This is a genomic window from Brevibacterium epidermidis NBRC 14811, from assembly GCF_001570805.1.
Taxonomy (GTDB): Bacteria; Actinomycetota; Actinomycetes; order Actinomycetales; family Brevibacteriaceae; genus Brevibacterium; species Brevibacterium epidermidis.
Genome location: NZ_BCSJ01000012.1, coordinates 1 through 25,947 on the forward strand (window position 1 = coordinate 1; position 25,947 = coordinate 25,947).

A 25,947-nucleotide genomic window follows, 5' to 3' on the forward strand; every position below is an offset into this window, starting at 1 on the left:
GGGGAAGACGAAGGGCCGGGAACCTTTTCGGATTCCCGGCCCTTCTGCGGTGGAGGTAAGGGGATTCGAACCCCTGACCTTCTCCATGCCATGGAGACGCGCTACCAACTGCGCCATACCCCCGCTTGCCTGATCAATATTACCCACGTGTGGGTGAGAGACCAAATCAGGGGAGAGTGACGCTCGACACAGCCAGGTATGGCTCACTTCTTCGGCTCAGATGTATGGGCGGACCTGGCTGAGGTAGCGCACGATGTCCCGTTCGCGCAGTTCGCGGACACGCTGCTCACGAGCGTATTCGCGCAGTCGAGCCTGCTGGCGGGCGGCCGACTTTCGACGACGGGTTTCGGTGGTTGGGCCGGGCCGGCGAGCCCAACGGATGAGCTTCATCCCAGTGCTCAGGGCCCAGCGGCGTGGATAGGTGAATGGGAATGTGGTCGACACAATCTGTCCTCTGATTTTCAGGCAGGGAATATCCGCAAATGGGCGGGAGATATCCCCAAAGGGCGTTAGGGAAATGAGAATCGGAAAAATCGGTCTCTTAATAGAGTGCTGTTCAAAAAAAGATGCACAATGCAGATGAGGAGAAATGCATCTGCTGAAATGCGTCAATGACACAGCGCTTTTCGCGAAAGAGAGAATGCAATTCGGAAAACCGCGAACTCAGAACGGAAGAGAGTCGGACAGCTGGGTGTACGGCAGTGCAGCACTCAGCTGAAAGTGACGGCCGATCAGAGTTCGAAGTCAGCGCGTGAAGCGTGAAGAATGCCAGTTCTCAGGCGACCGGTGGCTCAAGAGACAACGGTGGCCAGAAGCCAACCGGCGGAAAAGACGTGAAAGACGGCTGATTCAGCCGACGAGTCCTTGTCCGCCAATCGGGCAGGCAGCAAATTCATGCCACGGCGTTCGAAGGTCGGGGCCTGCAAGAGAATTCATCATCGTACTGCGCTCCTTTCATGGTCGTGGATCTCGTGAGGACGGCGTCAACGTCCTTATATTGTCAAAATGCAATCAGGGTGTTGTCTGCGAATCCGTAATTGCACTGTCGAATTTAGCACAGCATTCAAGGCGCATGGAAGTTTTGTTCATTATTTTCTCAAACTTTTTCACATTGTCTGGACTCGGTGAGAAACGGTGAGCGAATTCAGAAGTTCCGGGAGCCGAATGTGCGGACGTAGAATCAGCAGAGACGTGCATCAGCCGGACCCGTGAAATCAGGAGTTGAGAATGTCAGAGACCGCCACCACCAGACGCCTGGTCGTCGGATACATCGCCACAGATCGTGGCCGAGACGCGATCGCTCTGGCCATCTCGATCGCACGCTCGATCGACGTCGAGCTCGTGGTCACGATCGTCCGACCTGAATCATCGACCATCCTCGCCGGCAGCGCCGTCCCGAAAGACGGAGCGGGTATCGTCGCCCAGCAGATCGACGACTGGCTTGACGAAGCTCTGTCACTCATCCCTGACGATGTGCAGGCCCGGGGCGTCATCCACATCGCCGCGAATGAGTCCAAAGGCCTCATGGAAGTCGCCGAGAAGGAAGACGCCTTGGGCATCGTCATCGGTGCCCGCGCCACTACCCTCATGCGTCAGCTGCGCATCGGAACGGTCGCGTCCTCATTGCTGCACTCTTCGACGGTGCCCGTGGTCCTGGCTCCTTCCGGCAAGTCCGATATCGGGCCGATCTCGCGGGTGACCGCGCTCTACGGAGCCCGCCCGGGAGCCGCCGCTCTCATCGGAGCAGCCATCCAATCAGCCCTCGGTCTGGGGGTCGACCTGCGCCTGCTGTCCCTCATCGAGAACGACGGTCTCTATGACGACGAAGTCGCCGAGATCACCGAGTTCGCCGAACAGTACGGGGGAGCGGTGCTGGCTGATCAGGCCTCGGAGATGCTCGCCTCGGGGCGGGCATCCGTGAAGTCCAAGGCCGGAGCCGATATCGAAGAAGCCGCCGAGACCATCGACTGGCAGCCCGGCGATCTCGCCTTCATCGGATCGAGCCGTCTGGGTCGCGGCGGAAAGGTCGCCATCGGTGCACGTGCCCGCCGCCTGCTGCGTGTCCTGCCCGTGCCCGTCGTGGTCGTGCCGCGCCGAGCCGTGAGCCCCGTCCGCACCACCGAAACCGACTGAGGTGCGTGTTCGACCCTCGCAGCGCATCGACTTCCGGCAGAACGGGCACACCACGGCCTCCTGGGTCTATCCGGGCAACCCACAGTTGCGTCCTCTGCTCATGGTCCATGGATTCCGAGGCGACCACCACGGAATGGACCTCATTGCCGGCAGCATCACCGACCGTGAGGTCATCGTTCCCGATCTGCCCGGATTCGGTGTCACTCCGCCCTTGGACACAGGGTCATCGCTGACGTCATTCGTCGACTATCTGCAGGACCTGCGCACAGAGATCGGCCGACAACAAGGCATGATGCCGATCCTCGTCGGTCATTCATTCGGGTCGATCCTCGTCAGCCACCTCGCTGCGACGGTCCCGGAGACGGTGACCGAGCTCGTGCTCATCAACCCGATCACGCGCCCCGCGCTGGAAGGACCGGCGCGGTTCCTCACAGCGGCCACCCGTGCCTACTACGCCCTCGGCGCGCGTCTGCCCGAGCGTGCAGGCCGCGCTCTGCTGAGCAATCCCGTGATCGTGCGCGCCATGAGCATCGCCATGGCCACGACCCGAGATCCCGGGCTGCGTCGGTACATCCACGACCAGCACGCCCGACACTTCTCCTCATTCTCAAATCGACAGTCCCTGTCGGAGGCGTTTGCGACGTCCGTCGCGCACACCGTCACCGAAGTGGCCGACCACCTGGACATGCCCACGCTCGTCATCGCCGGGGATGAGGATGCCATCGCCCCGATCGGGCCGACCCGGGCGTTCGCGGACACGCTCACCGATGTGGAATTCGTGGAATTGGGAGGAGTGGGCCACCTTGTGCACTACGAGCGTTCGGAGGAAGCCGCCTCGGCGATCATGGATTTCTGCCACCGACGAATCGATACATGACACAGCCAGTGAGACCGCGTACGGCGGGACTGGAGAGCCGGTGAATGAGCGAAGGGCCGCTGTGCATCAGCACAGCGGCCCTTCGTTCAAACCGAGGGAGATCAGCGGCGGGAGTCGCGCGCCCAGCGGTAGACGATCGGCACGAGGAAAGCGAAGCTCGACGCGAGGAGTCCACCCCAGAACACCCAGAACTCCGTGCCCTCAGGCGAGGAGAACGACAGGCCGAAGAGGTAGAGCCCGAACAGGAACAGAGCGAAGGCGAAGATGAAGACGAGGACATCGGCAAACGATGCCGAGTTGCGTGTTCTCTTCGGGGCGGCGATATCGGACATGGTCTCCTCCGGCGATGTTTCTGGTGGTCAGCTGACTCTCAGCAACAGTCTACATCGCGTAGAGGACTTTGCTCATCTCCGGTCGTGTTCGGCGCTTCGCTCCGGGACCAGCCATCCGAGCAGAGCCGAGACGATCGAGACGATGATTGCGGCGAAGATGGCGGAGAAGAAGAACGAATCGATGGTGAACTCGAATGGCGTGAACCCGCTGAGCCAACTCGTCAGCGCCAACATGATCGCGTTGATGACGATCGAGAACAGTCCCAGAGTCAGACACGTGATGGGGGCCGAGACGAAGCTGAGGATCGGTTTGATGAAGGCGTTCGCCAGCCCGAAGATGAGACCGATGACGAGGTAGGAGATGATCATCGCCGGAATGGCTCCGGCCTGATCCTCGACGACCCGATTCCCTGTGATCGTCACGCCCGGGAGAATCCAGGCCGCCACCCAGATCGCACAGGCGTTGACGATGACGCGAGACAAGAAGTTCATAGGCGTCATCCTTGCAGACCGATCTGCGTTCTTACTGAGTCGGGGATGGGAATGAGGTCCGTGCCATGGTGATGAAACTCAACGTCGCCTGATGCGCTCCCACTCGAATCGGGCGGCCAAACACAGTAGCCTGAAGGTGAACCCATCGGTTCGAACTTCTTAAGAACAACTGCGTGCACCTACCGAGTGATTTGATCCAGGTCGCCACGGCGGCACGACCTCCCGGACGAGCGGGAGCAGAAACTGGATTGATATGACAGACAGCGAAATTCCCTCCTCGGTTCGGCAGACCGCCGCACAACAGTCCTCACCGACTCTGTTCTCCGCAGTCGGACGCAGCTACTTTCCGATCGCGTTCGTCGCCCGCATGCCGTTCGCCATGATCGTCGTCGGTGTCCTCACCCTCGTTGTGGCCGGGCGCGGCTCCCTGAGTCTGGGCGGCATCAACTCCGCCATGGTCGGACTGGGCACCGCACTGTTCGGGTCCTTCATCGGGGCCGCCGCCGATCGTTGGGGCCAGCGCTACGTGCTGCTCATCGCCGGGGTCCTCAACTGCGCGGCGCTGGCCTTCATGGCGTGGGTCGTCTTCAGCCCGCTGCCCGATCTCGTCGTCTTCATCGCCGCCTTCGCGATCGGCGCCACCTCGCCCCAGGTCGCGCCGATGTCGCGTTCGCGCATCGTCGACATCGTGATGACGGTGCTGCCATCGACGAGGCGGCCGAAGGTGCTCAACGCCACGATGGCCTACGAATCCGCCGCCGATGAGGTCATCTTCGTCTTCGGCCCCTTCCTCGTCGGTCTGCTGGCGACGTTCTTCACCCCGGTCGCCCCCATCATCGGTGCGATCGTGATGACTCTTGTGTTCGTCTCCGCTTTCGCACTGCACCCGACGGGCAGGTCGAGGCGGACCGGGACGTCGAACAGCCTCGGTGAGCGTGCACCGGCGAAGGACATGTTCACTGCCGGAGTCTTCGTCATCATCCTCGGCGTATTCGGCGTCGGAATGGTGTTCGGCTCGACACTCACCGCTCTGACCGCTCTGACCAATGACATCGGGCGGCCGGAGGAAGCCGGTCTCATCTACGGGGTGATGGGCATCGGCTCCGCGGTGCTCGCGATCTCGGTGGCGCTCTTCCCCGCGGCGTTCGCGCTGTGGGCACGCCTGCTGTGCTTTGCGCCCATCCTGGTCACGGGATCGGTCATCCTCGCGTCAACGGAATCCATGCCGGTCATCGTCATGGCGCTGCTGCTCATGGGCACGGGAATCGGACCGAGCCTCGTCACCCTGTTCAGCCTCGCCGCCGAACGCGCACCGCTCGGGCGATCGGCGACGGTGATGTCGATGGCGGGATCGGCGATCATCGTCGGCCAATCGGTGTCCTCGGCGATCAACGGCATCCTCGCCGAGGATCAGGGAACGGCTGTGGCGATGGCAGTTCCCGTGGCCGCCTCGGCGATCGTCCTGTGCGCCGGCCTGCTCAATCTGCTCATCGGACGACGCAGCGACCGAAAGGCAGTCAAGCCGTCACGGCAGCGCGTGACCGACGCCGAAGACGAGACCTGAATCACTCCGACTTTCCGCTTTTTGGGACGGTGTGTCCCAGGCGTTCCCAGGTGTGACCACGGCAAAACCGAGGAGTAGGATGTCCGCTGGTCCATCGTGAACTGCGCCACCGATCGTGGCCCTTCACACCACTACGGAAAGCACACAATGTCTACAAGCACCTCGACGACCGAGGCCGTCCGCAGCGATACCCGCTTCTTCGGACACCCTCTGCCGCTCATGCAGCTCTTCAGCCTCGAATTGTGGGAGCGCTTCTCCTACTACGGGATGAACGGCATCCTCGCCCTCTACCTCTACTTCAGCGTCACCGATGGCGGCATGGGGATGGAGCAGGGCACGGCCGTCGGAATCGTCGGCGCCTACGGCGGTGCTGTCTTCCTCGCCACCATCCTCGGCGCATGGATCGCCGATCGCCTCGCCGGTGCGGAGAAAGTCCTCTTCTACTCTGCGATCATCATCATGGTCGGACACATCTGCCTGGCGCTCATCCCCGGGTTCGGGGGAGTGGCGGCCGGCCTCATCCTCGTCGCGCTCGGCTCCGGCGGTCTCAAGGCGAACGCCTCGGCACTGGTCGGCGAACTCTACGAAGAGAAGGACCCGCGCCGTGACGCCGGCTTCACTATCTTCTACATGGGTGTGAACATCGGTGCCCTGTTCGGTCCGCTCATCACCGGTCTGCTGCAGTCGAAAGTCGGCTTCCACTACGGATTCGGGGCAGCCGCTGTCGGCATGGCTCTCGGTCTCATCATCTACCTCACCGGCCGAAAGAATCTGCCGCCGGAGTCCCGTATCGCCGTCAACCCGCTGCCGAAGAACAAGCTCTACCTCTTCATCGTGGCCATCGTGGTCGTCGTTCTCCTCGCCGTCATCCTGTGGATGACGAAGATCGTCAACCCCGAGAACCTCGACTGGTGGATCGCCGGAATCTCTGCCGGCGCGGCCGCCTGCTACTTCATCGTCATGTACACCTCGTCGCAGACGAATGGCGACGAACGCTCACGCGTCCTCGCATACATCCCGTTCTTCATCACGGTCGTGGTGTTTTGGTCGATGTACCAGCAGATCTTCGGTGTGCTCACCGTCTATTCGGATACGCAGCTCAACCGTTCGATCTTCGGATGGGAGATGCCGATCAACTGGATCCAGCTGATCCCCGCGTTCTTCGTCATCGTCTTCGCCCCGCTGTTCGCGACGGTGTGGATGAAGCTCGGGCCGAAGCAGATCTCGACGCCGGTCAAGGCCGGCCTGTCGCTCGTGCTCATCGGCATCGGCTTCCTCATGTTCCTGCCCTTCGCAGAGGCCGGCCCCAACCAGACTCCGCTGCTGTGGGTGGCACTGACCCTCGCAGTGTTCGTCTTCGGTGAGCTGCTCATCTCGCCGGTGGGTCTCTCGTTCTCCACGAAGGTCGCGCCGAAGGTCTTCCAGTCGCAGATGATCGCCGTGTTCTTCCTCGCCTCGGGCGTGGGCACGGCACTGTCCGGTGTGCTCGGCGGCTACTTCGACACCGCCAACCAGACACCGTACTGGCTGTCAGTCGGCGGCTCGTCGGTCGTGCTCGGCCTGCTCGCGCTGACGCTGACGAAGCCGATGCTCAAGCTGCTGCGCGGAATCCGCTGAGTTCAGCTGCGGCGCGTTGAGCTCGCGCAGTTCGACGGCCCCTCCGAGTCACCGACTCGGAGGGGCCGTCGTCGTCCCGAGACGGCGTCCCTTACCGCAACTGTTTCTTCACCGCGCTGCAACAGGTGGGCGTGGACGGACGGGCGAGGGACGCCGAGTTTCGGGAGGCCACCTACAGCGATTCAGACTCCGATGAAGATGGGCAGCGCATCGGGGTGGTGGGCGTGGACGATCGTGAGGAATACGAGCGCGTCGAAGAGCAGGTGCACCGTGACCGTATAGGGCAGTGACTTCGTGCGGGTGAAGATGAACGCCTGTACGAGTGCGAAGGGGATCGTCAGGAGCGGCCCGATCGATCGGTAGCCGAGTTCCCAGAGGAACGAAACGAAGATGATCGTAGTGAACACGTTCGCCGTCCAGAAGGAGAAGTGTTTGCGCAGGAGCGCGAAGACCGTGCAGATGAAGAACAGCTCGTCCCAGATGCCCACGGCGTTGACCCCGAAGAACAGACGGATGACCTCCGACCAGTTCGTCAGCGGCGGCCAGTTGAGGTAGACGCCGGTGCGCATGAAGTACTGCGGCAGAACCGCCCAGGCGACCACGACGACGAACACCAGCCACGCCCACTCGAGTCGAGACCACGGCTGTCCGCGCCGCAGTGGGAACTGGATGGTCTGATCCTTGAAGCCGTATCGGGTCACCAGCCACGGGCCGATGACGACGGCGGAGAGCACGACTCCCATCCGGGCGATGTTCGTCCACGAGATGTCGGCCTCGACCGAGATCGCCGAGATGAGCGCGAGACACCCGGCGATGACACTGAGGTCCCTGGCGAAGCTCCGGTTGACGCTCCACGCGATGACCAAGGCCGCGAGCATCGGCGCATATCCGAGGGCGCGGACTTCCGGGAACGTCGTTCCCAGACCGAAGAGCACGACCGCCGAGACCGCCAAGAGAGCAGTCGCGGCGGCCTCCCAGCTGAGTAGTTTCAACTGCGAGGATTCGTTGGTTACTGCTCGGTCAGTGTCCACGCTCCACACTGTAGACGAACCGGGGGTGAGCCGCACCGGATCGTCGGGACCCGAACCGATTCACCAGTAGGATCGAAGCGAGGGAAGGACATCATTGGACCCAGAGGAATACTCCGATCTCATCGCCGATCTGACGCCGGATCTGCGCATTGAGACGACACCGGTGCGCAGCGCCGTCGGGCGCACCACGGCGACGGCCATCACGGCTCCACGATCGGTGCCCCACTTCGCCGCCTCGGCGATGGATGGATTCGCCCTCGATGGCGAAGGTCTCAACGCCGCCCGCAACGGCGAGCGCATCCGCGTCATCGGCGACACCCCTGCCGGCCACGGCGCCGTCGTTCTGCAGCCGGGGTGTGCGGTGCGGGTGATGACCGGAGCTCCCGTGCCCACCGACGCCGAGGCGGTCGTTCCCGTCGAATTCACCGACGCGAGCCAGACGGGGCCGGCCCCCGAGGCGATCCGGATCGATTCCCTCCCCGATTCCGTCCCTCCCGAGTGGAACATCCGCCCGATCGGTGAGGATATGAAGGCCGGTGACATCGTCCTGCCCGCGGGGGAGCGGATCACCGCTGCCGGGGTCGGCGTGTTGGCGATGCTCGGCATCACCGAAATCGAATCGCCCCGCATACCCCGCATCGGACTGATCGTCACCGGAGACGAAATCCAGGGCACCGACCAGGCAAGTGAGACCGGCACCGAGGCGGCCGCCGCCTCGATCTTCAACTCGAACCTGCCGATGCTCGCCGCCGCCGTCCGCGGCCTCGGCTCCGAACCCATCGAGGCCACGAGTAGCGATGATGCCGACGAGCTGCTCAGCGTACTCACGACGATGCAGGCGGAAGCGGACCTCGTCGTGACGACCGGCGGAATCAGCGCGGGCGCCTTCGAGGTCGTCCGCCAGGCGCTGGAGACCGACTACTCGACATTCCGCCGACTCGACATGCGCCCCGGATCCCCTCAGGGCTTCGGACGCTTCGGCACCCTGCCGCTGATCCACCTGCCCGGCACGCCGCAGGGAGCCTTCGTCGGATTCCACCTCTTCGTCGGGTCGCTGCTGGCGGGTCAGACTCTGGGACAGAGATGGCGGAAGGGCATTCTCGCGGGTCCAGACCTGCGTCAACACCGCAATGCCGTCACCTGCCGGCCCGGCACTTTCACGGCATCGGGGGAGATCCTCGCCGCCGACCGGGCAAAGATGCCGAGCTATGCCTCCGCCGATGTGATCATCAGAATCCCTCGCGGTTCAGCTTCCCCGCAAGGTTCAGGAGAACTGAGCACAGGCGCGGTCATCGACTACCTCGAGTGCTGACGTAGAAGCGAGGACCTAGCAGATACTGCCGCACTAGGATGGGAGCATGCCCACTTCACGCCTCAACCCTGCCGACCGGGCGCGCTACGCCCGGCAGATCCGACTGTCCGGATTCGGCGAAAGCGCGCAGGCGGCACTGCTCGACTCACATGTCCTCGTCATCGGTGCAGGGGGACTCGGCGCACCGATTCTCAGCTACCTCGCGGCCGTGGGCATCGGCACGATCACCGTCGTCGACCCCGATATCGTCGAACTGAGCAACCTGCACCGGCAGGTCATCCACACCGAGGCGGCCATCGGCACTCGAAAGATCGATTCCGCAAAAGAACGAATGAACGGGATCAATTCGTCGATCGGGATCCGCACGATTCCCGAGCTTCTGACTCCGGACAACGCTCTCGAACTCTTCGACGGCGTCGACATCGTCGTCGACGGCAGCGACAACTTCGCCACCCGGTACCTCGCCAACGACGCCTGCGAGATCCTCGGAATCCCACTCGTCTGGGGGACGATCCTCGGCTTCGACGGACAGGTCGCCGTCTTCGACGCCAAGCACGGTGCCACCCTGCGCGATCTCTATCCCGAGGTTCCCGCTCCGGGCAGCGTTCCCGACTGCTCGGTCGCCGGAGTCCTCGGACCCCTGTGCGGAAGCATCGGCTCAGCCATGGCGATGGAAGCCATCAAGGTGATCACCGGAATCGGCACACCGCTGTTCAACAGCGTGGCCATCCACAGCAGCCTCGACGCGAGCTGGGAGACTGTTCCCGTTCGACCGATTCCCGGCAGACCTCCGGTCACCGATCTCGATCAGCATCGCGGCGATTATGAACAGCACTCGTTCGACTCTTTCAGCGCAGACGACGCCGCAAGCAGCCCCGCAAACACAGACGCAGGGGAGAGCACACTGGGGCCAGCCACACTCACCTGGGCCGACATCGACGAAGACGCCATCCTCGTCGACATACGCGATGACGACGAAGTCGCCTCTGGGATGGTGCCCGGCGCCAAACACATTCCGATGGAAGACCTACTGGCCGACCCCGGCAGACTGCAGCTGACAACCACGACTGACTCGAACGGGCAGATCGCCTCAGCAAATCGGCAAGAATCGACACGGTCACCGGGGATCGCTGTCTACTGCCGGTCGGGAGTGCGCTCGGCGAAGACAGCGGCGCAGCTGCGCTCACAGGGCATCGCCGTGACATCGATCAGCGGCGGCTACCTCGCATATCTGTCACAGCCGGCACCGCAACGGCGCTGACAACCGCTACGCACCGAAATGGGGCTGACGAGAGCTCAGTCCACCCAGAGACGCACTATCTCACCCGCCGGCGAACGGCGGAAGCACGTCGACGGTGTCACCGTCGGACAGGGCCAAGGATCGGTCGGTTGCGGCCACGGAGTTGACGAGGAAGCTCGAGCGCGACAGCACGGTCGCGGCTTGGGGGTCGGCCGCCTCGGCGAGGGTGTCGACGAGTTCGGCCACGGATCCGGCACGGATCTGGGATTCGCGGGCACCGAAGGCCTCTCGGGCCGCAGCGAAGAACCGAACGGTGATGGTGGGCACTTATCCTCCGATTGCGCTCATGGGACGTTGGGGCTGCTCGAACGAATCCGTGTCCATCCCATGACCGGCGAGCTTCTTCCAATGCGCACCCTTCCACAGGTTCGCGATCGCCTCGTCCGAGGCGCCGTCGCGCATCGCGGTGAGCAGATCCACCTCGGTGCGGGAGAACAGACACGTGCGCACGCGCCCTTCCGCGGTCAGTCGGGTGCGGGTGCAGTCGGCGCAGAACGGACGCGTCACGGAGGCGATGATGCCGACATCGCCGAGGATGCGCTCAGGATCACGCCGATCGGCGACGAGGAACTTCTCCGCCGGGGCACCGTTGCGCGGAGCCGAATCCGGGGTGAGCACGAACCGTGGTTCGAGGAGGGCGAAGATATCGGCGGCAGTGATCATCGACGTCCGATCCCAGGAATGACCGGCGTCGAGGGGCATCTGTTCGATGAACCGCAGACTCAGGTTCTGCTCGAGGCACCACTTAAGCAGATCGGGAGCCTGCGCATCGTTGACCCCCGGCAACAGCACGGCATTGATCTTCACGGGGTCGAGCCCGGCGGCCTTCGCCCCGTCGATGCCTTCGAGCACCCGTTTGAGGAACGGGCGCCTGGTCATGGTCTCAAACGTCTCCGGATCGATCGTGTCGAGAGAGACGTTGATGCGATCCAATCCGGCGGCCTTGAGCCCCGCGGCTCTCTTGTCCAGGCCGATCGCATTCGTTGTCAGAGCGATGTTCGGTCGCGGTTCTAAGGCCGCGACACCGGCGATGATCTCGTTGATGTCCTTGCGGGTCAGCGGCTCGCCACCGGTGAACCGGACCTGATCGACACCGAACTTCTCCACCGCGATGCGGACGAAGCGGATGATCTCATCGCGGCTCATGGCGGAGTCGCGGGACATGAACTCGACGCCTTCTTCCGGCATGCAGTACGTGCAGCGCAGGTTGCAGAAGTCCGTGAGCGAGATGCGGAGGTCGCGAGCGCGCCGATCGAAGGTGTCGAGCAGAGCGTCTTCGCTGTGCGCGGTGAATTCCTCGCCCGGGTCGACCGTCGGAGTTCTCAGCACCGGCATGGGTAGGCCGATCTTCTCCATTGCGTCATCCTCCTTGAAAAGCGTGTCGATATCATCGTCCCATGACTACTGCGAAGATGCATCGTGAGCGGGTATTCGAGACGATCTGGCCACTGACCGAAACGGTGAACCTGCCGCTGAGTTCCCTGCTCGAGGCGCCGAGGCGGCTGACCGCCGATGTGGAATCGCCGATCGATGTGCCCGGCTTCGACAACTCGAGCATGGACGGCTATGCCCTGGCCGCCGCCACCGTGGAGGAGATGCGCGGGCAGTCGATTCCCGTGCGCGGCCGTGTGGCCGCGGGAGCACGTGGAGAGGTCGTGCAACCGGGCACAGCAGTGGAGATCATGACCGGGGCACCGCTGCCTGAGGGCACGGATATGGTCGTGAAGATCGAGGACACCGCACCGGGAAGCTTCGGTGCCGAAACCGTCACCATCGATCCTGGTGTCGAACCTGCGCCGGGAACATTCGTCCGTCGCCGCGGCTCCGACGTCCGCACCGGTCAGGCCGTGCTGAGCGCCGGAACCATGCTGACGCCCGCCCACCTCGGCGTGGCCGCCGCATGCGGGGTGAACGAACTGCCGGTGCTCGGCCTGCCGCGTGTCCTCGTCGTGAGCACAGGTGATGAGATCGCCGCCGAGGCGGCCGCCGGGATCAACGACGCGAATTCAGTGACGCTCACGGCCGGGCTGCGCCGCCTCGGCGTCGACGTCGATGTTGCGTTCGTCCCAGACGACCCGCAACAGCTGCTCGACCGAGTAAGCAGCAGCGACGCGGGGCTCGTCATCTCCACGGGCGGAATCTCGAAGGGCGCACACGAAGTCGTCAAACTCGCCGCCGGACTCGACGCGGACTCCTCGATGACGTTCGAACCCATCGCCATGCAGCCCGGGGGACCGCAGGGCTGCGGACGACTGGCCGACCATGCGTGGGTGGCCCTGCCAGGCAACCCCGTGAGCACGCTCATCAGCTTCGAACTCTTCATCCGCCCTGCTCTGCTCGGTTTGGCCGGTCATGAAGCTCCCCGCGAAGCCGCCCACCACCGATTGGCTCACGGATTCGACGAAGACCCGCCGGCAGGAAAACTCCAAGTCCGGCGTGCCATACTCACGGAGGCCGGCCTCGAATTCGTCGGCGACTCCCGATCTCACCTGCTCCACAGCTATGCCGAAGCCACCCACCTCGTCTTCGTCTCACCCGAGGAGCCGGGCGCAGACGATCCGTACTCAGCTGTGGGAGATAGGCTGATGACGTGGAAGATCGCATGAAACTCAGCCACGTCGACGCATCCGGAACCGCACAGATGGTCGACGTCGGCGGCAAAGACGTCACGAAGCGCCGAGCCGTCGCCTCCGGCCTCATCACCACCCGCCCTGAGGTCATCGACCTCATCGCCGAGGCGGGACTGCCCAAGGGCGATGCCCTGCCCGTGGCACGCATCGCCGCCGTGATGGGCGCCAAACGCACCAGCGACCTCATCCCGCTGTGCCATCCGCTGCCCCTGACCGGAATCGACGTCGAATTCGAACTCCGTGACGATGCCGTGGCCATCACCGCCGCAGTGAAGACCGTGTCGAAGACCGGCGTCGAAATGGAGGCCCTGACGGCAGTGACCACGGCCGCGCTGACGATCTTCGACATGATCAAAGCCGTCGACAATCAAGCCGTCATCAGCGACATCAAGGTCATCGAGAAGACCGGCGGAAAGAGCGGAGATTGGACACGGGAGTCATGAGCACCGGAACAGTCGTGACCACGGGAGTCGTCGAGACCCCGATCTCCACCGCGGAACTCGAGCCCGAGGTCCTCACCGACACCTGCGGTGCCGTCGTCAGCTTCTCCGGCGTCATCCGCGACCACGACGAAGGCCGGGGAGTGGCTCGACTGCACTACGAATCCCATCCCCTCGCCGGCGACCAGATCTCCGAGGTGGCCGCGGACATCGCCGCCCGACACCCCGCAGTCAGGCTCTCCGTCGTCCACCGCGTCGGCGACCTCTCGATCGGCGACGTGGCCCTCGCCGCAGTCGTCGCCTCCGCACATCGGAAGGATTCCTTCCTCGCCTGCTCCGAGCTCATCGACGAGGTCAAGGCCCGGGTGGCGATCTGGAAACACCAGCACTTCAGCGACGGCACCGACGAATGGGTAGGAGCACTCGAATGACTCGACTGCGCATCAGCGATGCCGCACGCTTCCTCGGCGTCAGCGACGACACAGTGCGCCGGTGGGTCGCCGACGGTCGACTTTCCCAGCACAAGGATGCCTCGAACCGAGCGGTCGTCGACGGCAGCGAACTCGCCGCACTCGCCCAGTCGTCAGCAGGCGCTCTGCCCGACCCCAGCGGAGTCGTGAGCTCCTCACGCAACCGATTCGCCGGTCTCGTCACGGACGTCAGCATCGACGGAGTCATGGCGCAGGTCAGCATGCAGTGCGGCCCCTTCCGCGTGGTGTCGCTGATGTCGGCCGAAGCCTGCCGCGAGCTCGAACTCGAGCCGGGCAGCCTCGCAACTGCCTCCGTGAAGGCGACGATGGTCTCGATCGACACCGTCCCGGATTCCTGAGCGCCGGTCAGCAAATACGGGAAGCTGGACGTCAGCAAGTCTCATAATCGGAACAGAAGTCGACAGGGAACCGCATCCGCGGGTTCAATAGGCACATGAAGAAAACCCTTCTCGGGCTCTGCACCGCCGCAGCCCTGACCCTGTCCGCCTGCTCCTCGGGACCGGATTCCGGGGCCGAAGCGGATCAGCCGGCTGAGATCACCGTCTTCGCCGCGGCCTCGCTCACCGAGGTCTTCGAGGACATCGCCGACGCATTCAAAAAGGCCGATGAGAACGCTCCCGAGGTGAAGTTCTCCTTCGCCGGCTCCTCCGACCTCGTCTCCCAGATCTCCGAAGGCGCCCCCGCCGACGTCATCGCCACCGCCGACGAGAAGACGATGGAGACCCTCGAATCCGAGGACCTGCTCGCCGGCGATCCCCAGATGTTCGCCTCGAACGCGCTCACCCTGGCCGTGGCCGAGGGCAACCCGAAGGCGATCACGAACTCAGAGGACTTCACGGGCAACGACCTCGTCGTGTGCGCGCCTCAGGTGCCCTGCGGGGCAGCCACCGAGAAGTGGGCCGACCTCAATGACGTCGCACTCGATCCGGTCAGCGAAGAGAACTCGGTGACCGATGTGCTCGGCAAGGTCAGCGCCGGACAGGCCGACGCGGGAATCGTCTACGTCACCGACATCGCACGCGCCGACGGGGAAGTCGAACAGGTCGACCTCGACGGTGCCGACAAAGTCATCAACAAGTACCCGGCCGGCGCCGTCAGGGCCAGCGAGAACCAGGACGAAGCCGACGCCTTTGTGAAGTTCCTCGGCTCCGACACCGCCCAGAAGCTGCTGCGCGACGCCGGATTCGCCGCAGCCTGACCATGCCCGCACCAACCCCGCCCCGACCGGAGACACCGTCAACCCGCCCGGAGGCATCCGCGCCTCGCCCATCGAGGCGGCGCAGAACGGATTCGCTGGTTCCCGGTTGGCTGTGGCTGCCAGCCGTCATCGGCATCGTGTTCCTGCTCCTGCCCATCATCGGTATGCTCACCCGGGTCGACCCGCAGAGCCTGCTCGCCGTGATCACCGCCGAGGAATCCCGCCTCGCGATGCAGCTGTCCCTGCTGACCTCGGTGACCTCCGCACTCATCAGCGTCCTCATCGGCTTCCCCCTCGGGTACCTGCTCGCCACCCGCCAGTTCCCGGGCCAGCGCATCGTGCGCACCCTCATCCTGCTGCCCCTCGTGCTGCCGCCGGTGGTCAGCGGCCTCGCCCTGCTCTACACCTGGGGCCGGTCGGCCATCCTCGGCGGGGGACTCGAATCGGTGGGACTCAGCCTCGCCTACACCACCTCGGCGGTGATCATGGCGCAGGTATTCGTATCCCTGCCGTTCATGGTCATGTCCGTCGAAACCGCCACCGCGGGGCTCGGCCGCCGCTATGAGCTCACCGCCGCCGAGCTCGGTGCGAAACCGAACCGTGTGTTCTTCACGGTCACTCTGCCTCTGCTCAGGCACGGAGTCATCACCGGCGCCGTGCTGTGCTTCGCACGCTCACTCGGTGAGTTCGGGGCGACGCTGACCTTCGCCGGATCGCTGTCCGGCGTGACCCGCACGATGCCGCTGCAGGTCTACCTCGTGCGCGAATCCGATCCGCAGGCGGCCATCGGCCTCTCCCTCCTGCTCATCGTCATCGCCGTGCTCATCATCATCCTCGCCTACCGGTCCCCGCATGCTCCCCGACTGAAATCCCCGCACACAACCCCCACCCTCGCCGAGGCGGCCCCGCGCTTCGCGAACACCGATCGACAGCATGGGGGAGAGGTGAACCCAGAGACGCGGTCCCAGGACCGGGTGAGAGCCGACCAGCGCATCAGCGCCGAAGTCCGGCTGAACGCCCGCGGAATCGATCTGGACCTCACCTCTGTCCTGCCGGGAACCACCGCGATCATCGGCCGCAACGGGGCCGGAAAATCCACCCTGTTCCAGGTGCTCACCGGCGCGCTCACACCCGATTCGGGACGACTGCGAATCGGAGACGACACGGTGTTCGACATCGCGGTCGGCCACTGGCCACCCGTCCACGACCGCGGAATCGTTCACCTCGCACAGAACCCCCTCCTCTTCCCGCACCTCAACGTCATCGACAACGTCAGCTTCGGTCTGCGAGCTCACGGTTCGACTCGCAACGACGCACAGAAACGGGCGCAGGCGATGCTCGACCGCCTCGGCGTGGGACAGTGCGCCAACCGCAGACCGGACGCGGTCTCAGGAGGGCAGGCGGCTCGCATCGCTCTGGCCCGTGCGCTCGTCGTCGAACCGAAGCTTCTGTTGCTTGACGAACCTCTGGCTGCACTTGACGTGGATGTGGCGGTCGAAACCCGAGAGGTACTGGCCGAGCTGGTCCAAGGACGCAGCGCACTGCTGATCACTCACGACGTCGACGATGTCACCGCCATGGCCGACTCCCTTGTTCTGGTAGAGAACGGGACCGTTGCCCACTCCGCTCCGGTCGGGCAGATCGACCCCGAAGCCGCAGGTGAGGGTGCCGATTTCCTCACCAGCTTTTGCATGCGGGACCGCGACGGAATAGTGTGCAATCAATCACAATGAAGATCGGCAAACAAGGGAGCACACCGCAGTGTCCGAATTGTCCTACTCGTCGGGAACATCGACAGAACCGCTGCTCGGGATCACCATCGCCGAGCACATCAAACGCACAGCAGCGCAGAACCCCGATGCACTGGCATTGGTCGACCGGCATTCGAATCGCCGCTGGACCTACTCCGACTTCGATCACGACACCGACGCACTGGCCGTCGGACTCCTCGAGCGCGGAGTGAAGAAGGGCGACCGGGTCGGAATCTGGGCGCAGAACGTCGGAGAATGGGCGCTCGTCCAGTACGCCACGGCGAAGATCGGTGCGATCCTCGTCAACGTCAACCCCGCCTACCGCAGCCACGAACTCGAATTCGTCGTCGAACAGTCCGGAATGAGCCTGATGATCTCGCAGATCGTCGCTCCTCCGCACTCGGACTTCCACGCCATCGCCACCGAGGTGGCCGCCAAGATCCCCAGCCTCGACCTCGTCTTCCTCGACACCGTCTCCGACGACCTCATCGGTGACGTCACAGTGGGCGAGCGGGAGTCCTTCGCCCATCTCATCGGGCAGGGACGCGAGATGCTCGAGGACGCGGGAGCGAAGTACGAGGTCCGGCTGCAGCGGGTCATCGACGACCTCTCGGCCGATGATCCGATCAACATCCAATACACCTCCGGCACGACCGGATTCCCCAAGGGTGTGACGCTCAGCCACCACAACATCCTCAACAACGGGTTCTTCATCGGCGAGATGCTCTCCTACACACCCGCCGATACCGTGGTCGTTCCCGTGCCGTACTACCACTGCTTCGGCATGGTCATCGGCAATCTCGCCGCACTCAGCCACGGCTCCGCGATCGTGCTGCCGGCGCCTGCCTTCGACCCGGTGGCGACGATGACGGCAGTGACCGAGGAGAAGGCCACATCGCTCTACGGTGTGCCGACGATGTTCATCGCCGAGCTCGAGCATCCGCAGTTCGCGGAATTCGACTTCTCCTCACTGCGCACCGGCGTCATGGCGGGATCGCCCTGCCCGGTCAACACGATGCGTCGAGTCATCGACGATATGAACATGTCCGAGGTCGCCATCTGCTACGGAATGACGGAGACCGCACCGGTATCGATGATGACCCGAGTGGACGACTCCCTGCAGAAGCGCACCGAGACAGTCGGCCGCGTCATGCCTCACCTTGAGATCAAGATCGCCGACCCTGTCACCGGACAGACCGTTCCGCGTGGTCAGAAGGGCGAATTCTGCACTCGCGGCTACGCCGTCATGCTCGGCTACTGGAATCAGCCGGACAAGACCGCCGAGACCATCGATGCAGCACGGTGGATCCACACCGGTGACCTGGCCATCATGGACGACGACGGATACGTCGACATCTCCGGACGGATCAAGGACATGGTCATCCGCGGAGGCGAGAACGTGTATCCGCGCGAGGTCGAGGAGTTCCTCTACCACCATCCTGCGATCCGCGACGTCCAGGTCGTCGGCGTCTCCGACGAGAAGTACGGTGAGGAGCTCATGGCCTGGGTGATCCTCAAAGACGGATTCGATTCGCTCTCCGCCGAAGAGGTGCGTGAGTTCTGCTCCGGCAAGCTCGCCCACTTCAAGATCCCGCGCTATGTCGAAGTCCGTGAGTCGTTCCCGATGACGGTGTCGGGAAAGATCCGCAAGGTCGAGCTGCGCAGAGAGGGCGAGAAGCTCGCTCACACGGCCGACGCCTGAGGGCTGCGAGCGCATCCCGGCAGGAACTGCAGCCGGATGAGTGCTCGAGGTCACAAGTCGGTTGCAGTTCTGTCGTCCCGGGGCGTGCCGTTCTTCTGCGCGCCCATATTCACTAGGATCACAACATATGAGAGCTGAATCACCACCACTGGTGTCCTTGGGCAATGTCGAGAAGCACTACGGCGACTTCCACGCATTGAAGAACGTCAATCTCGATATCGCCGAACGCGAGGTCGTCGTCGTCATCGGACCCTCCGGCTCGGGCAAGTCGACCCTGTGCCGGACGATCAATCGGCTGGAGACCATCACCTCCGGCAGCATCACGATCGATGGCAGGGAACTGCCCGCCGAAGGCGCGGCCCTAGCTCAGCTGCGCTCCGACGTCGGCATGGTGTTCCAGTCCTTCAACCTCTTTGCCCACAAGACGATCCTCGAGAACGTCACTCTGGGACCGATCAAGGTGCGCAAGACCCCGAAGGCCGAAGCGGACAAGCAGGCGATGGCTCTGCTCGAACGCGTCGGCGTCGCCCATCAGGCCGACAAGTACCCGGCCCAGCTCTCCGGCGGTCAGCAGCAGCGTGTTGCGATCGCCCGGTCTCTGGCGATGAAGCCGAAGGTGATGCTCTTCGACGAGCCCACCTCGGCGCTGGACCCGGAGATGATCAACGAGGTCCTCGATGTCATGGTCGGACTCGCCGAGGAGGGCATGACCATGGTCGTGGTCACCCACGAGATGGGCTTCGCCCGCAAGGCCGCCCACCGCGTGGTGTTCATGGCCGACGGAGAGATCGTCGAAGTCGCCGGACCCGAGGAGTTCTTCACGAACCCCCAGAGCACTCGAGCCAAGGACTTCCTGTCGAAGATCCTGACCAACTGACACCACCGCTTTCACACTGCACCAACTCACTCACAAGGAGAGACCATGAAGAAGCTCAGACTGGCGGTCGCCTCGGTGGCCATCGGAATGCTGGCACTCAGCGGCTGCGGCCAGGGCGGAACCCCGGACGCACCTGCCGAAGGCGACGGAGCCAAGGCAGAGGCACCCGAATACAAGGTCAACGAAAGCGCGGACATCGCCGACTCGAAGACCTGGAAGGCCGCGAAGGACGCCGGCGAGATCACCATCGGCGTCAAATACGACCAGCCCGGACTCGGAAATGTCTCGGCAGGTTCGGAGCAGCCCGAAGGCTTCGACATCGAGATCGCCAAGATGGTCGCCGCGCAGCTCGGCTTCAAGCCCGACCAGATCAAGTACACGGAGACCGTCTCGGCCAACCGTGAACCCTTCCTGCAGCAGGGCAACGTCGACATGATCGTGGCCACCTACACGATCAACGACGAACGCAAGAAGGTCGTCGACTTCGCCGGACCCTACTACGTGGCCGGTCAGGACCTCCTCGTGGCCGCCGATTCGGACATCGCCGGTCCCGAGGACCTCGACGGCAAGAAGGTCTGCTCCGTCGACGGTTCGACACCTGCGCAGAACATCAAGGACAAGTACAAGAAGGCCGAACTCGTCACCTATGACGCCTATTCGAAGTGCGTGACCGACCTGCAGTCGGGCTCCGTCGACGCGGTGACCACCGACGATGCGATTCTGCGCGGCTACGCCAAGCAGTACGAAGGTGAGTTCAAGGTCGTCGGCAAGCCCTTCACCGAAGAGCCCTACGGCGTCGGTCTGCCCAAGGACGACAAGGCCCTGCGGGACGCGGTCAACGATGCTCTGGAGAAGGGCATGGACGACGGCGATTGGAAGAAGGCATTCGAGTACACCCTCGGTTCCACCGATGACGTCGAAATGCCCGAAGTCGACCGTTACTGACCCAGTCCACAGATTGACATGATGCGAGGGCGCCGAATGCGGTGCCCTCGCATCGATTAAGGAATCTGCCATGGATTTCCTGGAGCTTCTCCAGATGTTCCTCTCCGGTGCGTGGGGAACGATCAGACTCTTCACCGTCGCCTTGATCGGATCCATGATCCTCGGCACGGTGCTCGCCGCCATGCGGGTCTCGCCAACTCCGGTGCTGCGCATCGCGGCGTCGACGTATATCAACGTCGTCCGGAACACTCCGCTGACCCTCGTGATGTTCTTCTGCGCCTTCGGACTGCCGTTCCTCGACATCCGTTTCGGGTCGTCGAGTTCGTTCAACTCCTTCGTCTACGCCACGATCGCCCTCATCGCCTACACCGCCTGCTTCGTTGCCGAGACCTTGAAGTCGGGCATCTCGACGATTCCCGTCGGACAGGCCGAAGCCGCCCGAGCCGTGGGCCTGAGCTTCGGCCAGACCCTGGGCGAAGTGGTCCTGCCGCAGGCCTTCCGCACGGTCATCCCGCCGCTGGGCAGTGTGATCATCGCGATGCTCAAGAACACGTCGATCGCCTCGGCGTTCAACAACCGAGAGCTGATCTCGGCGATGCGCAATGCCATCGAAGTCCGCGGTGACCTCGTCATTCCGCTGCTCTTCGGCACCGCGCTGGCCTACCTGATCCTGGCTCTGCTGCTCGGCCGTGTCTTCGACTACCTGGAGAAGAAGCTGGTGATTCTGCGATGAGCGCACCGACCCAAGTGCTGTTCGACGAGCCGGGCCCGAAGTCGCGCCGGAACAACATCATCCTCTCGATCGTGTCACTGATCGTGCTGTTGGCGCTCGTGGCCTTCGTGATCTGGAAGTTCGCCGACGCCGGTCAGCTCGAACCCGATAAGTGGTATCCGTTCACCTTCTCGCAGATCCAGATGGTGCTGCTCGAAGGCATGCTCGCCACCCTCAAGGTGGCGGTCGTGGCATCGGTCCTCGCACTGGTGGTGGGCGTGGTCTTCGCCCTCCTGCGGCTTTCGAGTAAGAAGGTCGTCTCCGTCCCCGGAACGATCGTCCTCGAATTCTTCCGCGGCGTGCCGGTGCTGCTGCTCATCTTCGCGATGTTCCTCCTCTTCGGCAACGACATCGGCCCCTTCTGGTCGGTCGTCTTCGGCCTGACCCTCTACAACGGAATGGTGCTGGCCGAGATCATCCGCGCAGGCATCCTCGCTGTCCCCACCGGGCAGCGTGAGGCGGCGATGGCGATCGGGCTGCGATCGGGACAGGTGATGAGTCTGGTGCTCATGCCGCAGGCGCTGCGTGCGATGATGCCGACGATCATCGCTCAGATCGTCGTGCTGCTGAAGGACTCGGCTCTGGGCTTCATCGTCACCTACCAGGATCTGCTCTACCAGGTGAACCTCATCGGGCGTGAGTACAACAACCTGCTGCCGACGTTCATCGTCGGAGCCGCCCTGTTCATCATCATCAATATGATCGTCGCCGGGTTCGCCCGTTGGCTCGAATCCCGCCTCCAGCGCAAGACGACCGCCGATACCGAGGCGGAGGGGCTGACCTCGAAGCTCGTCGACTGATTCATGTGGTGCGTGACGGGGCCCGGTCGCTGGCGACCGGGCCCCGGTCAACCATGTATCGTTCAGATAGGAGTCGGCAATGAAGGAGTGCATCAATGCCACAGCCTCAACTCAGCCCCACACCGGTCCGCGTGGTGAAGAACATCGACCGCGAACGGTACGAACTGTTCACCGATGAGACCCCGGGGGAATTCATCGGATTCCTCGCCTACCAGGTCATCGACGACCACACCGTGGAACTGCAGCATACGATCATCTCCGAGGGCTTCTCTCGACGAGGCTTCGCCCGCACACTCGTCACTCAGGTGCTCGACCTCATTCGAGCCGACGGGGCATCCATCGTGCCGACCTGTTCCTACGTGCAGGACTACCTCGAGCGGTTCCCGCAGTACGGCGACCTCGTGGCCCATCAGTGACCGGTTCCCATCCAGTCGGAGGAGCAGGTCGTTTCGCTCCGAGCCCGAGTGGGGACCTCCATATCGGCAATATCCGTTCCGGGCTGCTCAGCTATGTGCGTGCCCGGCAGACGGGCCGTCGGTTCCTGTGGCGGATCGAAGACCTCGACCGGGTGAAGGCCGGCGCAGCCGAATCACAGCTCGCGGTCTTCGCCGAACTCGGAGTCACGCCTGACGAACCGCCCCTGGTCCAATCCGAACGCACCGGGAAATACTCGGCCGCGATTGCGAAACTCGCTGCGGATGGTCTCGTGTACGAATGCTACTGCTCACGCAAGGACATCGCCCAGGCCCCGAGCGCACCGCACGCACCACCCGGGGCGTACCCCGGAACGTGCCGCAGCCTCGGCGAGGGTGAGCGAGAATCCGCACGGCGGAGACTCGAAGCGAACAACCGAGAGCCGGCTCTGCGGCTGCGCGCGGACAATCGAAAGCACCACATCGACGATGTGGTGCTCGGCCGGGTAGACGCGCTCGTCGACGATCTTGTGCTGCGGCGCGGTGACGGCGTCTTCGCCTACAACCTCACCGTCGTCGTCGATGACGCAGCGAGCGGAATCGACGAGATCCTGCGCGGGGACGACCTCGCCTCTTCGGCGCCTCGACAGGCATATCTGTCACGCCTGCTAGGCGAGCCCGAACCGGGCTGGGTGCATGTGCCTCTGGTGCTCAATGAGGACGGCCAGCGGCTGGCCAAACGCGATGGAGCGGTGACCTATCAGCAGCTGCGCAGCCTCGGATGGACTGTCGAGGACGTCTTCGCCTGGATGCAGCAGTCATTGGGGTTCGGCTCAGACGGTCCACGGTGGAAATCTGTCGACGACATGGTCGACGGCGTCGACTTCGCTCGGATGCTCTCAGCGCCGACGGTCTTCGTTCCGCCTGCGGATTCCTGAGATCGATTCGGCCTCAGGCCGCTGCTGTCCGTCCTCAGGCCGCGGACGAGTCGATGGCGTCTCGGATGACTCCGTCGTAGATCTCCTCGAAGGTGTCGAGGGTATATTCGATATCGTGCTTGGCCACGACATCGAGTGACGCCTTCGACATAACATCGAGTTCCGCCTCGGGCATCCGGCAGATGCGGGTGAATCGATCAGCCAGCGCATCGGTGTCGCGCGGCGGGAACAGATACCCGTTGACTCCGTCGCGGACAAGATGCGGCAGAGCCACGGCATCGGCAAGGACCACGGGTTTGCGGGAGGCCAGCGCTTCCAGTGTGGCGATGGACTGCAGCTCTGCGGTCGAAGGCATGCAGAAGAAGGTGCAGCGCTGGTAGGCCTCCATGAGGTCCTTGTCGCTGATCTTCCCGAGTACATGCACACGATCGGCGATGCCGCGTTCCTCGGCCAACTGCTTCAGCGGCTCCTCCTGGTCGCCGCCGCCGACGATATCGGCTTCGAGTCCCAACTCCGGATCTGTCTTCGCCACGGCTTCGACGATGTCTGCGGCGTGCTTCTCAGAGGAGAGACGTCCGACGAAGAGGACGCGCGGAGGGACAGCCCGTGTTGCGGCGGAGTCGAGTTCGCGCAGATGGGCAAAGCGCTGCAGGTCGATTCCGCAGGAGACTGCCCGGATGGGGGAGGAGAACCCATTCTCCGTGAGCAGATCGGCTGCAAGCTGAGTGGGGACCGTAATGAAATCGGCGGACTGGAACTTCCGGCGCAGGTCCCACCAGGCGATGGCGGTGCCGCCGTCGAGAACGGCCTTCGGAGCTTTGACGTAGGGACGGACGTTGTCGGGCATGAAATGGTTCGTGGCCACGACGGGTATTCCGCGTCTGATCGATTCGGAGAACGCGTAGCGGCCGATGACGAAATGCGCCTGAGTGTGCACGACATCGGGGCGGACGCTGTCGAGGAGTCTGGAGAGTTCGGGTTTCGTCTCCCAGGGCATGCAGATCATCCAGGTCGGGTGCAGCGGCCACCGGTGAGCGGTGAGGCGGTGAACGGTGACCCCGTTCTCGACACTGACGGAGGGCTTGCCGGTCGCCGAAGGGCAGGCGACGTGGACCTCATTGCCGCGGGCGGCGAGACCTTCGGCCAACCGTTCGGCGAACTTCGCGGCACCATTGACTTCGGGGGCATACGTCTCTGCCGGAATGAGGATTCGGCGTTTCGGAGTGGGACGGTGCGCAGACAGGATTCAGCTCTCCTCGGTGTCGGTCATGGTGTCGGAACGGCGGGCGTTCCTGCGCTGAGCTTCTCGATCTCTGACATCGGGATGATATCGCGACAATACAACGACGGCTGCGCAGGCGACCAATCCGGTGAGGGAGATGAGAATGATGAGCCAGATGGGGGAGTGGGCCGCCTCGCCAAGGACGATGGTGCCCAGGATGACGGCACCGATCGGGTCGATGACCGTCAGCCCGGCGATGACCATCTCCGGAGGTCCCGCCGCATAAGCGTTCTGGACGAACCAGGACCCCAAGGCCACGGCAGCCAGCAGCGCGGCGGCGTTGATCCAGGTGACCTGATCGAGTCCGGCTTGGAGGAACTGGACGCTGACCAGGTGGGCGTTCGTCGCCACACAGGCGAAGAGCAGTCCGGCTGAGATGATGAGGACGAGCTGCGGGGCGTGGCGGAAGGCCAGCATGATCACGAGGCCGATGGCGACGGCAACCGCGGTGATCCAGAACAGCGGCAGCGCATCGGATCCGAGGTGGACCTCCGACTGGGCCGTCGTGGCCGAGAGGCCGACGAAGAGGGTCACCCCGGCCGTGCACCAGACGACGGATTGGACGAGGCGCCTGTTGACCTTGAGTCCGCGGTGGCGTACGCCGAGCAGCACGGAGACGATGAGTGAGAACGCCCCGATCGGCTGGACCACCATCACCGGAGCCAGCGCCAGAGCCACGAAGTTGCCGGCCGTACCCACACCGAGGATGCTCAGGCCGAGAAGCCACCGACGGTTGCGCAGCAATTCTGTGAAATGAGCCCAGCTGAGTCCGTCATGAGAGTCATCCTGCCCGGCAACCGCTTCATGCTGGAACAGGGCGCCATAGGCCAATGCCACAGCCGCCAGAACGGCGAGGGCGATTGCCACTATGGTCACGATGAGTCTTCCGGTTTCGACGGTGCGGATGCGGGGAGCAGATCGCTTCGAGTCTATCGCGCGGACCGGCGGTGGAGATGGCTGTCGTCTGTGTTTGTGCTGACTGTAAGGCAACCCTGCGGCGACAGGTGGGGAAACCCTCAATGCTGTGAGCTAAAGCACTCTGCTTGGTTT

Annotated in this window: 27 protein-coding genes and 1 tRNA gene; 19 read left to right on the forward strand and 9 right to left on the reverse strand. The window is 63.7% G+C overall.

Annotated features, from left to right (window positions below):
• Positions 1-50 precede the first annotated feature (50 nt).
• Both BEP01S_RS08765 and BEP01S_RS16820 read right to left on the reverse strand, forming a co-directional pair.
• Positions 51-123: transfer RNA gene (locus BEP01S_RS08765), tRNA-Ala, on the reverse strand.
• Between the two features lie 93 nt (positions 124-216).
• Entirely contained in the window at positions 217-444 is a 228-nt protein-coding gene (locus tag BEP01S_RS16820) for a hypothetical protein (protein WP_157070552.1), read from the reverse strand.
• Positions 445-1,227: 783 nt separating this feature from the next.
• Here BEP01S_RS16820 and BEP01S_RS08770 point away from each other — a divergent pair.
• Together BEP01S_RS08770 and BEP01S_RS08775 are read left to right on the forward strand one after the other, a co-directional pair.
• Positions 1,228-2,133 (forward strand): universal stress protein, encoded by a 906-nt coding sequence (locus tag BEP01S_RS08770; RefSeq protein WP_062242344.1) that lies wholly within the window; start codon positions 1,228-1,230, stop codon positions 2,131-2,133.
• A gap of 1 nt (position 2,134) precedes the next feature.
• On the forward strand, positions 2,135-3,010 hold the full coding sequence (locus BEP01S_RS08775) for an alpha/beta fold hydrolase (protein ID WP_062242346.1): 876 nt from the start codon (positions 2,135-2,137) through the stop codon (positions 3,008-3,010).
• A 101-nt stretch (positions 3,011-3,111) separates the two neighbouring features.
• Here the strand turns inward: BEP01S_RS08775 and BEP01S_RS08780 are convergent, their stop codons facing one another.
• Both BEP01S_RS08780 and BEP01S_RS08785 read right to left on the reverse strand, forming a co-directional pair.
• Positions 3,112-3,342 (reverse strand): hypothetical protein, encoded by a 231-nt coding sequence (locus BEP01S_RS08780; RefSeq protein WP_062242348.1) that lies wholly within the window; start codon positions 3,340-3,342, stop codon positions 3,112-3,114.
• 72 nt (positions 3,343-3,414) lie between these two features.
• The gene (locus BEP01S_RS08785; protein ID WP_062242350.1) at positions 3,415-3,834 is read right to left on the reverse strand and encodes a phage holin family protein; all 420 of its coding nucleotides are present in this window, start codon (positions 3,832-3,834) and stop codon (positions 3,415-3,417) included.
• 253 nt (positions 3,835-4,087) lie between these two features.
• On the opposite strand from BEP01S_RS08785, the gene BEP01S_RS08790 reads away from it, so the two are divergent.
• Both BEP01S_RS08790 and BEP01S_RS08795 read left to right on the forward strand, forming a co-directional pair.
• Positions 4,088-5,398 carry an MFS transporter gene (locus tag BEP01S_RS08790; protein WP_062242352.1) on the forward strand — a complete coding sequence of 437 codons (1,311 nt, stop codon included), beginning with the start codon at positions 4,088-4,090 and terminating at the stop codon, positions 5,396-5,398.
• Between the two features lie 147 nt (positions 5,399-5,545).
• The gene (locus BEP01S_RS08795) at positions 5,546-7,015 is read left to right on the forward strand and encodes a peptide MFS transporter (protein WP_062242354.1); all 1,470 of its coding nucleotides are present in this window, start codon (positions 5,546-5,548) and stop codon (positions 7,013-7,015) included.
• A gap of 182 nt (positions 7,016-7,197) precedes the next feature.
• On the opposite strand, the gene BEP01S_RS08800 is transcribed toward BEP01S_RS08795, so the two are convergent.
• On the reverse strand, positions 7,198-8,046 hold the full coding sequence (locus BEP01S_RS08800; RefSeq protein WP_244882169.1) for a CPBP family intramembrane glutamic endopeptidase: 849 nt from the start codon (positions 8,044-8,046) through the stop codon (positions 7,198-7,200).
• Between the two features lie 94 nt (positions 8,047-8,140).
• On the opposite strand from BEP01S_RS08800, the gene BEP01S_RS08805 reads away from it, so the two are divergent.
• A complete protein-coding gene (locus BEP01S_RS08805; RefSeq protein WP_062242358.1) occupies positions 8,141-9,358 on the forward strand; it encodes a molybdopterin molybdotransferase MoeA in 1,218 nt (405 codons plus the stop codon).
• 46 nt (positions 9,359-9,404) lie between these two features.
• Positions 9,405-10,619, forward strand: a complete 1,215-nt coding sequence (locus BEP01S_RS08810; RefSeq protein WP_062242360.1) for a ThiF family adenylyltransferase — start codon at positions 9,405-9,407, stop codon at positions 10,617-10,619.
• A gap of 60 nt (positions 10,620-10,679) precedes the next feature.
• Here the strand turns inward: BEP01S_RS08810 and BEP01S_RS08815 are convergent, their stop codons facing one another.
• Together BEP01S_RS08815 and moaA are read right to left on the reverse strand one after the other, a co-directional pair.
• Complete coding sequence (locus BEP01S_RS08815) at positions 10,680-10,925, reverse strand: MoaD/ThiS family protein (RefSeq protein WP_062242362.1); 246 nt, start codon at positions 10,923-10,925, stop codon at positions 10,680-10,682.
• On the reverse strand, positions 10,926-12,014 hold the full coding sequence (moaA, locus tag BEP01S_RS08820; RefSeq protein ID WP_062242364.1) for a GTP 3',8-cyclase MoaA: 1,089 nt from the start codon (positions 12,012-12,014) through the stop codon (positions 10,926-10,928). It lies immediately after the preceding gene.
• Between the two features lie 41 nt (positions 12,015-12,055).
• Here moaA and BEP01S_RS08825 point away from each other — a divergent pair, with 41 nt between their 5' ends.
• The 13 genes from BEP01S_RS08825 to gluQRS all read left to right on the forward strand — a co-directional run bounded on the left by BEP01S_RS08825 (position 12,056) and on the right by gluQRS (position 23,615).
• Entirely contained in the window at positions 12,056-13,264 is a 1,209-nt protein-coding gene (locus tag BEP01S_RS08825; protein WP_062242366.1) for a molybdopterin molybdotransferase MoeA, read from the forward strand.
• A complete protein-coding gene (gene moaC / locus BEP01S_RS08830; protein WP_062242368.1) occupies positions 13,261-13,731 on the forward strand; it encodes a cyclic pyranopterin monophosphate synthase MoaC in 471 nt (156 codons plus the stop codon). The genes BEP01S_RS08825 and moaC overlap by 4 nt, the downstream gene beginning before the upstream one ends.
• Positions 13,728-14,159, forward strand: a complete 432-nt coding sequence (locus tag BEP01S_RS08835; protein ID WP_062242370.1) for a molybdenum cofactor biosynthesis protein MoaE — start codon at positions 13,728-13,730, stop codon at positions 14,157-14,159. Before moaC ends, BEP01S_RS08835 begins: the two co-directional genes overlap by 4 nt.
• Positions 14,156-14,557, forward strand: coding sequence for a TOBE domain-containing protein (locus tag BEP01S_RS08840; RefSeq protein WP_062242372.1), 402 nt, complete (start codon positions 14,156-14,158; stop codon positions 14,555-14,557). The genes BEP01S_RS08835 and BEP01S_RS08840 overlap by 4 nt, the downstream gene beginning before the upstream one ends.
• Positions 14,558-14,652: 95 nt before the next feature.
• Entirely contained in the window at positions 14,653-15,417 is a 765-nt protein-coding gene (modA, locus tag BEP01S_RS08845) for a molybdate ABC transporter substrate-binding protein (protein ID WP_062242374.1), read from the forward strand.
• A gap of 2 nt (positions 15,418-15,419) precedes the next feature.
• The gene (locus BEP01S_RS08850; protein WP_083532637.1) at positions 15,420-17,150 is read left to right on the forward strand and encodes an ABC transporter permease; all 1,731 of its coding nucleotides are present in this window, start codon (positions 15,420-15,422) and stop codon (positions 17,148-17,150) included.
• A 28-nt stretch (positions 17,151-17,178) separates the two neighbouring features.
• The gene (locus tag BEP01S_RS08855; protein ID WP_083532638.1) at positions 17,179-18,870 is read left to right on the forward strand and encodes an AMP-binding protein; all 1,692 of its coding nucleotides are present in this window, start codon (positions 17,179-17,181) and stop codon (positions 18,868-18,870) included.
• Between the two features lie 127 nt (positions 18,871-18,997).
• A complete protein-coding gene (locus tag BEP01S_RS08860) occupies positions 18,998-19,747 on the forward strand; it encodes an amino acid ABC transporter ATP-binding protein (RefSeq protein ID WP_062242379.1) in 750 nt (249 codons plus the stop codon).
• A 45-nt stretch (positions 19,748-19,792) separates the two neighbouring features.
• Positions 19,793-20,692, forward strand: coding sequence for a glutamate ABC transporter substrate-binding protein (locus BEP01S_RS08865; protein WP_062242381.1), 900 nt, complete (start codon positions 19,793-19,795; stop codon positions 20,690-20,692).
• Positions 20,693-20,762: 70 nt separating this feature from the next.
• Positions 20,763-21,425, forward strand: coding sequence for an amino acid ABC transporter permease (locus BEP01S_RS08870; RefSeq protein WP_062242383.1), 663 nt, complete (start codon positions 20,763-20,765; stop codon positions 21,423-21,425).
• On the forward strand, positions 21,422-22,264 hold the full coding sequence (locus tag BEP01S_RS08875) for an amino acid ABC transporter permease (protein WP_062242386.1): 843 nt from the start codon (positions 21,422-21,424) through the stop codon (positions 22,262-22,264). Before BEP01S_RS08870 ends, BEP01S_RS08875 begins: the two co-directional genes overlap by 4 nt.
• Positions 22,265-22,359: 95 nt before the next feature.
• A complete protein-coding gene (locus tag BEP01S_RS08880) occupies positions 22,360-22,680 on the forward strand; it encodes a GNAT family N-acetyltransferase (protein ID WP_062242388.1) in 321 nt (106 codons plus the stop codon).
• Positions 22,677-23,615: a tRNA glutamyl-Q(34) synthetase GluQRS gene (gluQRS, locus tag BEP01S_RS08885; RefSeq protein ID WP_062242390.1), complete on the forward strand. Its 939-nt coding sequence runs from the start codon at positions 22,677-22,679 to the stop codon at positions 23,613-23,615. The genes BEP01S_RS08880 and gluQRS overlap by 4 nt, the downstream gene beginning before the upstream one ends.
• Before the next feature lie 34 nt (positions 23,616-23,649).
• On the opposite strand, the gene BEP01S_RS08890 is transcribed toward gluQRS, so the two are convergent.
• Together BEP01S_RS08890 and BEP01S_RS08895 are read right to left on the reverse strand one after the other, a co-directional pair.
• A complete protein-coding gene (locus BEP01S_RS08890; RefSeq protein WP_373277907.1) occupies positions 23,650-24,861 on the reverse strand; it encodes a glycosyltransferase in 1,212 nt (403 codons plus the stop codon).
• Complete coding sequence (locus tag BEP01S_RS08895; RefSeq protein ID WP_241897283.1) at positions 24,862-25,773, reverse strand: DMT family transporter; 912 nt, start codon at positions 25,771-25,773, stop codon at positions 24,862-24,864.
• Positions 25,774-25,947 lie beyond the last annotated feature (174 nt).